We start from the raw sequence: 11,458 nt of genomic DNA on the forward strand, positions 1-11,458 counted from the left end.
CATCAGGGCTCCTGTGATCAAGCCAATGCACAAGTTCCTGGAGAGGTAAGACATGACTGGTTCTCCTGCCGGATTCGGGTCCTTGATTTTCGTCCGACGCCAGAACTGAGATTCTCGCCGATTGTTTCACCGGCCCGATAAAATGGTTCTAAGGCGTTGACGACGGGGATGTGACCCGTGCCGAGCCATTGAAACCTGCTTGAGACGTTCCAAAATTTCGTCTGGCGGGAATCGCGAGAGCCGCCAAACTCAACCACGCAGGAGATTGTCTGAAGCGGAGGACCATCAATGGAAGCAGCCATTTCGACCCATTTTGCCTCGATTGAACCCGTGGCCCCTGACGTTTTTCTGGACCGCTTGCTGCATCCGGCACGGCATTTCAAACACCCCCACGACGTTTTGGCCGACGTTGCCCTGGACGTTCAGGAGAAGCGCGCCATCCTTTCGTCATGGGCGTCGGATGCCTGCGCGGTAGAATCCGTGCCAGCGCTTCGCATGCTGCCGGGGGCGGGTGAACCGGTCAGCTTCGATGCGATCATGGATGCGTTGCAACAATTGGATCAATCGGAAGAGCTTGCCGGTCCTGATGGCAGTGACAGCGCGGTGGTGGCCGGGTTCGTGCCATTCATCGATCGGATTTAAGCGCCACATAATTGTTCCTGCACCATGGATCCGTCGGCGAGTGACCCCGCCGGCGGGAGGGCGGCATGGGTGCGTCGCCCGGACTGCCGCTGAAAATTTTCCTATTCTTCCTCTTGAAGGTGCAAGTCGCGATTCTAAATTTGATAGTCGCCGGTCGCCCGATGGGGCCGGCAGACCAGGAGGCGGCAAGGCTCTTGGCGCCTCCTATGATCCATGTTGCTCAAAGGAGGATGTGGTTATGAACCTCGATTTTACCCCCCTGTACCGGTCCAGCATCGGCTTCGACCGCATGGTCGACATGCTTGAGAATGCGAGCCGTGTGGCCTCGTTCGACAACTGGCCGCCCTACGATATCGCCAAGGTTGATGATGATGACTATCGCATCACCATGGCGGTCGCCGGTTTCTCGCAGGACCAGCTCACCATCACTTACCAGCCCAACATGCTGGTCGTGAGCGGGTCGCAATCGGGCGATGAGAACGGCCAGTATCTCTACCGCGGCATTAACGGGCGCGCTTTCGAGCGTCGGTTCGAACTGGCCGATCATGTCAAAGTTGCTGGCGCCAGCCTCGAGAACGGGCTGCTGAGCATCAATCTCAAGCGCGAGGTTCCCGAGGAGATGAAACCGCGCAAGGTCGAGATCTCCAGCGGGGCTCGCATGCCGAAGATCGAAGCGCCCAAGGTCGAGACCGAGAAGCTGGCGGCCTGAGCAATCCACTATGAAGGCATCGCTTGAGCCGGGCGTCCGGCCCGGCTCAGAGACCTACGAAAGGAGAAAGACAATGAGCGTACGTGACTTGATCCCATGGGGCCGGGGCAACGGAAACTCGGCGCCCAGTCTCTTCCCTGATGGAGATCGAGACCCCTTCGTCTCCCTCCACCGGGAGGTAAACAGGCTGTTCGATGACGCCTTCCGCAGCTTTGGCGCCAGACTGCCGGCCTTCAGTCCCTCTTTTGCCGCCACTTGGCCCAGCGTGGAGATTTCTGACACGGACAAGGAAGTCCGCGTCACGGCGGAAATACCTGGCCTGGACGAGAGCGACATAGAAGTCCTGCTGGACAACGGGGCGCTCAAGCTTAAAGGCGAGAAGCGTTCCGAGACCGAGGACAAAGACCGGCAGTTCTCCGAGCGCTTCTACGGTCGCTTCGAGCGCCTCATTCCGCTCGGCTACGAGGTCGAGGAAGACAAGGTCAACGCCGCCTTCAAGAACGGGGTGCTGACCGTGACCTTGCCCAAGACCGAGCGGGCGCAGGCGAAGGCCAAGCGGATCGCAATCAACGGCAAGAACTGACGCACGGCAGTATGAGCAGCGGCCGTAACGGCCGCTGCTCATACCACCCTTCATTATGGGAGGGACAGACAATGGAGACAGTTCAAAGCAGCGACATCAGAAACCCAACCAAGACCTCCGGCCGGCCGGACAATGACAATCGGCCTCGTCTCGACGAGCCGGCTTTGTCAATGGGGCGGTCAGTGTTTCCGGATGGCGTGACGGCACGGATCTACCAGCCATGCCGCTCGGCCACGACCTCAGCAAAGCCCCGCAAGGACTGGCGATTGATTTTCGAACCTCGCACAGCCCCGTTCATCGAGCCGCTGATGGGCTATACGGGCGGCCGGGACACCCTGACCCAGGTTCAACTGGATTTTCCGACGCTTGAGGCGGCGATCCGTTATGCGGAGCGCCAAGGCCTCAACCACGTGGTGCAGGCTCCATCTTCTGGCTGCCAGGCCAAGGTCAGCAACAGGCAAGCATCGGAGCAGAGGCACGTCTTTTCCGACGTGGTTTGGCAACGGCTGCAATTGGCATGGCTTCAGGCAAGCCACAACTATGGCGCTGGTGCAAAGGCAGCGCACATACAGACGGCGCTTTCCGAGCCCGAGACATTCTACGCCTCTCCGATGGAGGTCGTGGATGACCCGGTACTCGCACTCGACGAGAAACTTGCCGTGCTCAAGAACTGGGCCTGGAACGAGTACCTGATCGACCTGGCCACCGCAGAAGGCATGCCGGAAAATGCACGTCCGACGCGACGGGACGAGGTTGAACTCGCTCTGCTGGCCTTGGAGGGCCGCACCCAGAGATTCCAGACTCGGCTCAGCCCGGTATGCTCCCGGATAGCCGCATGACTGGAGGCAAGAATGGACCCACTGATCGACTTCGACGCCCAACGTACGATCCCGAACCCCTTCGCGCTTGCGGTCGCGGCAGCGGGCCGGGCGCGCGGCGCAGCGCCCCGGTTGGCGGCCAGCCCGAAGAGCCGGCCGCATCTCGCATTGAGTGAGATCGCCGGCAATGCGTTCGAACCTCGGGAGATCGAATCCTTCCTCCTGACTGAGCCGATCTCGCCGAAGGGCTGCGTCCGTTTCAAATCGGGACCCAAGAAGCTTTGCGGCATCGGGCCGAACAGGCCCGCTGCCGCACCCGCCCTCGACTCAAGGGCGGTACATTGACGTACTGAAACGCAGGAAAGGAGAATGATCGATGTTGAAGAATCTCACTTCCGACAGCAGCAGGCCGGCGCTCGATGTCGTAAATATCCTTGCCGGCATCGCGCTGGCGCTCTCGCCCTGGCTCCTTGGCTATGCTGCCGATGCTGTTGCCGTCTGGCACGCCTTCATCGCGGGCGTAATCACCGTTCTGATCGCGGCGCGCGCGTTGGTGGCGTTCCACAAATTTGAAGAATGGGCGAACCTTGTCGTCGGCCTGTGGATTGTGGCCGCACCTTGGGTGCTTGGCTTTGCCGGCCTGGCGGCAGCAATGTGGTCGCACGTCATCGCTGGCGTTGTGGTTGCGGCCCTGGCAGCAGCCAGCCTTTGGCTCGCGAACAACCGACCGCTTTCTGCAGCCTGATCATAGCCGCTGGCGGGTCCGGATCTTCCGGGCCCGCTCTTTTTTTACGCGCGAGACCACAATCGATGCTGATGCCGTTCCGGTTCGGCGATCTATCCCGCGTTTGTGTGAAGTGGCCGCCATGGACATGAGTAACAGGAAACACAGTTCAACCTCTGGTACTGGATCGGCCCTTCGCGGGGCTGCTGCACTCCAGTACATCTTGACGCGAATTCCCATAGCCGGTTCGAGGCCGCCCTGCTACGCGAGGGCAAGATCGCCGACGTGCAGGTTGGTGGCTCGAAGCCCTCGCGGACTGAACCGACGCGCGGCAGCGGGATGGGGTGCACGGCGACACGATTGCCAAGAGGCTGCTGGGCTCGGCCGGCCACTTCTCTCTTGAACTGAAAAGAGGCATTTCCAATATCCTCTCTGTGCCGAGAAGGCGTCACGCGGACCGGCATGCTTTTGCCGAGGAAAATCCTGCGTCACCCGAAGAGGCACAAGCGTCGCTTTAGGCTGGAAGGGAGGTCACGATGGAAAGCGCTACGTTCAAACAGCCGATTTTTGTACGAGATGACAGTCTCGTCCTCAGAAAAATCGGTTGCGTCATGGATGCCATAGAATTTCTGGAAGAATGGCCGGTCGAAAGGCGCGGCCTTCTCCACGGGGCGGCGTGTGATACATGCTACTCGGCATATGATGGTCGCAAGTCTGTCGAGGCCGCGCACAAGACGTTTGTGACCTGGGCACGCAGGGTGGGTGTGATCGAAGACATTCCCGTGGCGCCGCCTTGGATGACAGGGCCGAAGATTGGCGGTGCAGACGAACTTATAGAAAGTGACCGTTAAACGCCCTGCGGCGGCAATCATGCGTTGACTTCGGCGCTATCGAAAGCCTAAGTCCCGGCTCCGCCCTCACGTCCAAGGCATTTTAACCCACCGAGGTTTCTAAATGGGCGAAAAATACACCAAAGCGCGTGAGCACTTTTTTGCGGCCGTTCGCGCGTTAGCGGCCTCTTCCGACAGCATTCAAACGCGGCTGATAGACGCCAACGTAAATATTTTGAACGTCACGATCGATGAATTCGACGGCGACCGAGAGCTCAAATTCAAGTTTGCGAAATTGTTAGACCTTCTGGCCGTCGATCAGGACGATATGGAGACTGTCGCTCTTGAGACCGCCGCGCATATGACTGATTTTGAAGCGACTAAGGTCGCGGATCTGATTTGCGATTTTTACTATGAGATCACCTAGCTCCGCGCGAGTTCACCCGCCGCGCGGCATGCGCCAGATGCCTGACTGACAGGCCGTGACCAGCGATCCCACGCGGCCGCTGCCGTACTGGTGCCACCCGAAGCCAAGCCCATGAGCTCCAGCGGGTACCCTCGGCGCTGGCTGCCTTCACTCCTGCATCATCCTTTAGCTTGCCGACAGGAATAGTTAGTGGGGAGCGACAAAGAGATGGCCGGTCGCGCGTGATGGCGCGGCTCGGCCTGAGAAGTAATTGGATCGGGCGGCCGAAGGACATCCCCCCTGCCATCGCTTTCGGCCGCAAGCGACTTCTCGGCGCCCGCAAACTGCCTGCGCTTGTCGGCCAGTTCAGCAGTGAATGCGAAGCTTTTGCCACCACGAGATTGGTAGATCCCATGCTCAAGTGCAGAGACCAGCTTTGCAATAGCGAAAGCCCGGCATCCTGGCGAACAACGGCACCCTTCAATCACGGCCGGGTAGGTTGAGCTCTATCCAGGCTGGCGCATGATCACTCGGTTTTTCCCAGCCGCGCAAATCAGCGTCCACGCCGGCATCACGTAATCTGGACGAAAGTGACGGGCTGACGAGGAGATGGTCCATGCGCAGGCCGGAGCTCCTGTCGAAACCGCCACGATACGAAAAGTTCCAATACGTATAGATGCCCTTCTCCGGATGGATACGGCGGACAGCATCGATCCAGCCATAACCAAGCATTTCGGCGTAAGCTTGCCGGCTCTCCGGAAAGTAGACCGCATCGCCTAGCCAACGTCCTGGCACCGCGGCATCGATCGGCGTTGGCACGACATTATAGTCGCCGCACAGAACGCTCGGGGAGCCTTCCCTGAGCAGTACCTGGCTGTAGCTGATCAGACGATCGAACCATCGGAGCTTGTAGTCGAATTTCGGGCCAGGCGCTGGATTGCCGTTGGGCAGGTACAGACAGCCGATCACGATCCCATCCACCTCCGCCTCGATATACCGGCTGTGAGTATCGTCAGGATCACCCGGGAGGCCACGCCGACGCTCCAGCGGCTCTTTCCCTCGGGCGAGTACAGCTACACCGTTATAAGACTTCTGCCCATGCCAGACGGCACCGTAACCGGCGTTCCTGATGGCTTCGGCGGGAAATTTCTCATCCGAGGTCTTCAACTCCTGAAGGCAGACGATGTCATAGTTGGTCTGACCTAGCCATCTGATGAGCACCGGCAGGCGACCGTTCACGCCATTCAAATTGAAGGTCGCGATGCGTGTCATTGCATTATGCCGGCGGCGGGGTTGTCAGTCTTGCAGGCAGCCTCGCCAATAACCGCCGCTCCTTTTCTATACCGGCGCAAATCTCGCGCCTGGGCTGGCGACCGATGTGTCTCGATGCCATGTTTTACCTCCTGCGCCCTCCCCTCTTCTGGCACGCGACCGATCCTTTGGGGAGGCTCGCCCGCAGCCGCTCTCTCGTTCGATTTAGACGGTGTTGTCCTCTCAGCTCCTTAACCGCGGTACGGGGGGAAAGTTTCACTACAGCTTTGGCATTTCGCGTGGGTTCAGGGGTCCGGAGGCTTGCTAGGCAGATGAACTTTTAGGGCCGTCACTGCGTTGCCTGCGACAAAACGCGAACGATGCATTGTGATGGATTACAACCCACGTCCCGGGCCGCAGAAGCAGGAGGCAAGTGGCGCCGAAGCCCGCTTTTCCTTCGATCGAATGGCGGTCGAGCGGTTTCAGCAGGCTTTTCCGCGCGCGAGATGGAGTGACGAGCGCAAGAGCTGGTTCGTGCCCGGCACAACGGCAGCCCGGCGGATTGACCGGTGGCTAGCGCAAGAGGCAGCGCTACGACGCCCGACGACGACAGCAAGGGACGAGATGCCTTCGCCTTCGATCCAATATCGAGCCAATATCTGGACATCGCGGACGACCTGCGCATTCGTACGCCCTACTCGAGGACAGTGCTTGAAGAGTTGCGTGCCGTCCCGTGGTCGAGTTGGGACGACGAATTGCGGGCCTGGAGAGTTCCATTTCGCTCATATGACGAGCTCCGGCGCCGGTGGCCAAGCATCGAAAAAGCTGCTCGCCATGCCGAGCCGGAGGAAAGAAAACGGCGACGTGTGGACGCCAGAAATACTGAAGGCTACAGAGCCTCGCGCCAACTGGCTGCTGAACGCCGGCGTCACCGCTACCCGTTGCCAACTCACGATCAACCTCACCTGGGTCGCGCTGTCGCAACCGAGCTCTACGGGGTCGTCGTCTTCACCGACATTTCCGGTGAAGTGGTCGCGCCATCAGACGCAACTTCCCTTTATCCTCACGCAATGGCTTCGAACGGCGAATTCGTTTGGGGCAGATGGCGCTCCGCTACACTGGGCGAACTTGTAAGGACATGGCCCGCAAGGGTGGCCGCTGGCCCGACCGAACGCCTGAGGGGTTGGTGGTGGCCAACACTTGCCGAGCTTAGAGTTGCCCGTCGAAAAGCCCGCAGTCGAGAGCGTATTGGGCGAAGTCGCAGCCGGCAGATGTGACGCTCGCATCCGGCCGTGCGGCTGGCACGAAGGTCGCTAATCGGGCTCTCCGTCGAGCGGACCTCAGGCACGTTTACGGCAGCACGAGGTCGTAGCGTTGAATGATGGGCGTGTGTTTCGGCAGAGAATTCAGCCCCCCGCTCAAGCGTCAGCTTCGCCAGTTTCACTCCGGCCGAGCTATTCCCGAAGGAACGGGGCGCCATGAAAGCCGTTGGATGCTTTTCAGCGAGAAGTCGTCATGCACCTCTTCCAAATCCTGCTTCCGCGCGCGGACAATGACGGCCGGCCATTTGAGCGGGAAGCTTTCGATCGGGTCAAGGAAGAGCTGGCTGCCCGGTTCGATGGCGTGACTGCCTACCTTCAGGCGCCAGCGGAGGGGTTGTGGCAAAAGGGTGCCGACTCCGCCATCGACGAAATTGTCATCTTCGAGGTCATGGCGGAAGAAGTCGACTTGTCCGATTGGTGCGCCCGCCGCTCCGAACTGGAGCGCCGTTTCCGGCAAGACAGGGTAATCATCCGTTACATGCCGATGGCATTGGTCTAGCGCGACACCGTCGTCGCGTTCGCGATCCTCGTGTTCAGCGAGATATTTTGAACGATGAAGAGTGTCCAGGTGGGAAAAGCGCCCCGCCCGGTTGAAATGTTGGTGTTCATGACCGGACCGGGAGTTTCAGTCTGCGCCGCTGTGGGATTGTGCGTGTGATCTCTTGGACCAATCTGAGGCGGTTCCGGTCCGGGCCGACAAAGGACGGATAGCGGGACCATTGAGAACGGCTCCATCCGGCGCGAACTGGGAGCCATGGCAGGGGCAGTCCCAGCACTGCTCGGTCGAATTCCAATGGACGATGCAGCCGAGATGCGTGCAACTGGCGGAATGCATGTGCGTTCCACCGTTTTGGTCACGGCACACGGCGAGTTTGCTCAAACCGTCGCGGAGAATACCGCCCTGACCGGGTTCCAGATCGGCGGCTGATTTGATCTCGCCGGGCAACAGATACTCCGCGAAATTCTTCAACGCCGTCAGGTTCTCGCTAACGTAGTTCACCAATGCCAAGGGAGGCTTGCGATCGGGGGCATAAACCTCCTCCCACACACTGGATCCACCGACGACAAGGTCCCGGATGAGCAGGCCAGCCAACGCTCCGTGGGTGATTCCTTGTCCTGAATCCCCGGTAGCGATAAAGACGTTCTTGCTGCCAGGATTACGGCCGATGAAGCCGCAATAATCGATCGTGTCGAGAACCTGGCCAGACCAACGCGCTGCTTCCTGGCCCAGTTCCGGAACAAGGGCCCGGATCCAGGCGTCCAATGCATCGAAACGCGCCGAGCCGTCATCGGCTTCACCAGATTTATGATCACGACCGCCCGCAATTAGATAGTCGATGTCACCCTCCCCAGGTTGGAGACGAACGTAGTAATAGGGATCGTCCATATCCCAATAGAGCGCGTCCGGAAGAGTTGCTTTGGGCAGCTCGAATGCCATCGCATAGGTCCGATAGGGCGCCATCTTGCTGTGGATCGCCACCACCGTATTGACCGGCGAGTTTGTGGCAAACACGGCGTTGTCGGCGGTGATGGTTGCGCCCCCTTCCACGCGAAGGCGGATCTGTTCACCCTCCTCGATCTCGGTCACGGCACTTTCGGCAAAAGCCTTGCCTCCGCGCTCCCCGAAATCGTCAAGCAGGGCACGAAGATATTTCAGTGGGTGAAACGTGGCCTGATCGGGATAGCGTAGCACCGGCGCCGCTTCATGGCCTTTCAGCGGAACGCCGCGGCCGTGTTCCGCGACTGCGCCGACCTTGCCGGCCGCTTCATACTCTTCATCACATTGCTTGGTGGCTTCTTTTTCGTCCATCCAGGCTGCGGGAAAAAGAAATCCGTCGAGCCGACGAAAGTCGCAGTCTATTTCAAGATCGCTGACGTGTTCCTCGATCCGGTCGACAGCGGCTTGCTGGCTCTCTTGAAAACCTCGAGCGAGATCCTCGCCGCGGATTTTGACGAGTTCGCTTAGGCCGTCGTCGCAGATCGGGGCCAAGTGGGCGGTCGTGCGGCAAGTCATCCCACCGAGCAGCCGCCCCCTGTCGACCAGCACCACTGACTGTCCCGCCAGCGCAAGTTCGTAGGCAATAGAAACGCCGGCCATGCCAGCCCCCACCACCGCCACGTCGCATAGCACATCCTGTTCCAGTTGCGGGGCCGAGGGCAACTCCGTGTCCTTCATCCAAAGAGATTTCGTGGCTTCGTCACTGACGTTCATCGCTGCCTCCAACCTGGCTGCGCGTCTAACGGTCGGAACTGCATTTTGATCCGAAATGCGCAGACGAATCCAAATTGTTTGCTCCCTTGCGCGGAAATGGGACTACCAAGGGGTAGACCGTCGCAGATCGTGATTGACCGCGGGGCACTTCAGGAGATCATCAAGGGTGAAGGCGACTGGAACCGCGCGCGCCTCTCCACGCTCTGGGGTAAGGAAAAACGGAACAAGTTATTGACCTTCTGGACCGGGAGCGGCTCTTTGCCGAGACCAGCAACTAGGTCACCAAGAATTCATACACTGCATCAAGGCAAGCGGCGCAGAAGACCCTCACGGGAGATGGTGGCGACGGGTTTGGAATTCCACAGGCTCCTGCTCGACCTTGAATCTGCTTTGCAGGACGCTGGCTTTCTCGTCGTAGGAGTGCCGAGTGCCGAAGCCGCCGTAAAGGCGTTTGATGAGGGTCCAAACAAGTTCGCCGGCCTCCTTACGGACATCCGTCTCGGCTCTCGAGAATCTGGGTGGGAAGTAGCCGGGCACGTCAGGCGAGCCAACCCAACCCTACCTGTGGTCTACATCAGCGGCGATGGTGCGTTTTCCTGGGGGTCTGAAGGCGTCCCAGACAGCGTGATGATTGTCAAGCCGTTCTTCCCCCCCGCAGATCATTACGGCGCTGTGCACACTGCTCAATCAGCAACACCCAACAGTGCGCCGAACGGAGGCGAGCCCTCTCAGTAGAGCAAGTCGGCGTACTGAAACGCGAACACTGTCCCGCTGGTCTCATCGGTCACCTCAAGGAAGTAGTCCCCCGTCCGGTGAAGTGTCAAAGGTCGACCAGTTGCGCCTTCGGCTGCACGGAAAGAGGTCGGCGCTTCTGCGCGATACTCGGCTATCACCCGCCCCGCAAGAAGCTCCCGTATTTGATACGCCACGGCGAGCCCCAAGGGTCCGAATCATCCATTAGAGAAATCTAACATTTCCCTTTTGGCGAGGCGGGGTGTACTTTAGTTACCGCGGGGTGATCCTAGGGACCTACACTGCCCGCTGCCGAGAGGCGGCGGGCTTTTTTGATAGCCAGGAACCGAATGGCGCAAGTTGGATGCCATCAGCATTCCATCCGTGGAGGCATTGGGGCGCGGACTTTCAGATTACGCGATGGTGGAGTGGATGCGGTAGCCCGCCTGAGCCAGTCGCGTCCGAGTGATGCCCCCATCTCTCGTCCGCACCGCATCCAAAAATCTTGTAGCATCCTTGGCGCAGTCCGCATCGAGCCAAGCAACGTTTCATTATTGACAAAGATCGGGCCGTGACAAAAAGGAAACTCGTTGGGGCAGCACCCGTCCCCCAAATGGCCTGCCTCTCCAGGAGCCCGCTGCCGAAAGGTGGCGGGCTTTTTTGTGCGCTAGTCCTGATATGACGAGGCAGGTTCGAAAGCGGCAGCGTCCCCCCGCTGCCTGTCGAGGCCCCCAAGCCTCGGCCGGGTCCGCCTCGGCGCCCCAGTAGGGGCCGACCCACTGAAGTTCAAGTTCGGAGATCAAGGGAACCTGCTTCTGAAATCGAAGTTCAGTCCATAGCTTGGTTTACAGCCGAGCAGTCTCGAGGCAGGGCCCGTCATTGCTGATCGGTGGCGGTCCTTTGCCGTGCGCAGATGGTTGTTCGGGCAGGCACGCGTGTAGCACCGACGAACCTCCAATGCAGAAGCGCAAAGGTCTGACCCGTGAAACAACACAGCCTTTTCGACATTTGGAATGTGACCGTCGATCATCGTCCCTTCATCGTCGGTTGGTTGATTACCCGCCACGGCTCGCTTGGCGTGGCGGGTACTCTTCTGTGGAGGGTGCATGCGGCTTGGTCATATCATCGCGAATGCGTTCGCAGCGGGGTTGATCATCGTTCTCGTAGCAGGCGTTTTCCTACTCTTCGGGAAGCCGCTCTGGCCTGAACGACACGTCCGGATGGTAATC

11 protein-coding genes are annotated in these 11,458 nt (G+C 59.5%); 9 read left to right on the plus strand and 2 right to left on the minus strand.

Features of this window, described 5'->3' with window-relative positions:
• The first annotated feature begins 288 nt into the window (after window positions 1-288).
• The 8 genes from EN984_RS07445 (at window position 289) to EN984_RS07480 (ending at window position 4,733) form a co-directional block, all read left to right on the plus strand.
• Window positions 289-642, plus strand: a complete 354-nt coding sequence (locus EN984_RS07445) for a hypothetical protein (RefSeq protein WP_127266521.1) — start codon at window positions 289-291, stop codon at window positions 640-642.
• Between the two features lie 238 nt (window positions 643-880).
• A complete protein-coding gene (locus tag EN984_RS07450) occupies window positions 881-1,351 on the plus strand; it encodes an Hsp20 family protein (protein ID WP_127266520.1) in 471 nt (156 codons plus the stop codon).
• Between the two features lie 73 nt (window positions 1,352-1,424).
• Window positions 1,425-1,934, plus strand: a complete 510-nt coding sequence (locus tag EN984_RS07455) for an Hsp20/alpha crystallin family protein (protein ID WP_013525023.1) — start codon at window positions 1,425-1,427, stop codon at window positions 1,932-1,934.
• A gap of 71 nt (window positions 1,935-2,005) precedes the next feature.
• On the plus strand, window positions 2,006-2,773 hold the full coding sequence (locus EN984_RS07460) for an NADH dehydrogenase ubiquinone Fe-S protein 4 (protein ID WP_127266519.1): 768 nt from the start codon (window positions 2,006-2,008) through the stop codon (window positions 2,771-2,773).
• A 12-nt stretch (window positions 2,774-2,785) separates the two neighbouring features.
• Window positions 2,786-3,097, plus strand: a complete 312-nt coding sequence (locus EN984_RS07465) for an RNA polymerase rpb6 (protein WP_127266518.1) — start codon at window positions 2,786-2,788, stop codon at window positions 3,095-3,097.
• A gap of 31 nt (window positions 3,098-3,128) precedes the next feature.
• The gene (locus EN984_RS07470) at window positions 3,129-3,497 is read left to right on the plus strand and encodes an SPW repeat protein (RefSeq protein WP_127266517.1); all 369 of its coding nucleotides are present in this window, start codon (window positions 3,129-3,131) and stop codon (window positions 3,495-3,497) included.
• Between the two features lie 515 nt (window positions 3,498-4,012).
• Window positions 4,013-4,327, plus strand: coding sequence for a DUF982 domain-containing protein (locus EN984_RS07475; RefSeq protein ID WP_127266516.1), 315 nt, complete (start codon window positions 4,013-4,015; stop codon window positions 4,325-4,327).
• Window positions 4,328-4,430: 103 nt separating this feature from the next.
• Window positions 4,431-4,733, plus strand: coding sequence for a hypothetical protein (locus tag EN984_RS07480; protein WP_127266515.1), 303 nt, complete (start codon window positions 4,431-4,433; stop codon window positions 4,731-4,733).
• 459 nt (window positions 4,734-5,192) lie between these two features.
• On the opposite strand, the gene xth is transcribed toward EN984_RS07480, so the two are convergent.
• Window positions 5,193-5,984 carry an exodeoxyribonuclease III gene (gene xth, locus EN984_RS07485; protein ID WP_127266514.1) on the minus strand — a complete coding sequence of 264 codons (792 nt, stop codon included), beginning with the start codon at window positions 5,982-5,984 and terminating at the stop codon, window positions 5,193-5,195.
• A 1,467-nt stretch (window positions 5,985-7,451) separates the two neighbouring features.
• On the opposite strand from xth, the gene EN984_RS07495 reads away from it, so the two are divergent.
• Complete coding sequence (locus EN984_RS07495; RefSeq protein WP_236383374.1) at window positions 7,452-7,784, plus strand: hypothetical protein; 333 nt, start codon at window positions 7,452-7,454, stop codon at window positions 7,782-7,784.
• 126 nt (window positions 7,785-7,910) lie between these two features.
• On the opposite strand, the gene EN984_RS07500 is transcribed toward EN984_RS07495, so the two are convergent.
• Window positions 7,911-9,497, minus strand: a complete 1,587-nt coding sequence (locus EN984_RS07500; RefSeq protein WP_127270412.1) for an FAD-dependent oxidoreductase — start codon at window positions 9,495-9,497, stop codon at window positions 7,911-7,913.
• Window positions 9,498-11,458: the final 1,961 nt, after the last annotated feature.

This window comes from Mesorhizobium sp. M7A.F.Ca.CA.004.12.1.1 (assembly GCF_003997835.1).
In the GTDB taxonomy this organism is placed as follows: domain Bacteria; phylum Pseudomonadota; class Alphaproteobacteria; order Rhizobiales; family Rhizobiaceae; genus Mesorhizobium.

Bases quoted from the DNA above. Each gene is read 5' to 3' on its own strand.
- EN984_RS07445 (WP_127266521.1), top strand. From the start codon at position 289: ATGGAAGCAGCCATTTCGACCCATTTTGCCTCGATTGAACCCGTGGCC.
- EN984_RS07450 (WP_127266520.1), top strand. From the start codon at position 881: ATGAACCTCGATTTTACCCCCCTGTACCGGTCCAGCATCGGCTTCGAC.
- EN984_RS07455 (WP_013525023.1), top strand. From the start codon at position 1,425: ATGAGCGTACGTGACTTGATCCCATGGGGCCGGGGCAACGGAAACTCG.
- EN984_RS07460 (WP_127266519.1), top strand. From the start codon at position 2,006: ATGGAGACAGTTCAAAGCAGCGACATCAGAAACCCAACCAAGACCTCC.
- EN984_RS07465 (WP_127266518.1), top strand. From the start codon at position 2,786: ATGGACCCACTGATCGACTTCGACGCCCAACGTACGATCCCGAACCCC.
- EN984_RS07470 (WP_127266517.1), top strand. From the start codon at position 3,129: ATGTTGAAGAATCTCACTTCCGACAGCAGCAGGCCGGCGCTCGATGTC.
- EN984_RS07475 (WP_127266516.1), top strand. From the start codon at position 4,013: ATGGAAAGCGCTACGTTCAAACAGCCGATTTTTGTACGAGATGACAGT.
- EN984_RS07480 (WP_127266515.1), top strand. From the start codon at position 4,431: ATGGGCGAAAAATACACCAAAGCGCGTGAGCACTTTTTTGCGGCCGTT.
- xth (WP_127266514.1), bottom strand. From the start codon at position 5,984: ATGACACGCATCGCGACCTTCAATTTGAATGGCGTGAACGGTCGCCTG.
- EN984_RS07500 (WP_127270412.1), bottom strand. From the start codon at position 9,497: ATGAACGTCAGTGACGAAGCCACGAAATCTCTTTGGATGAAGGACACG.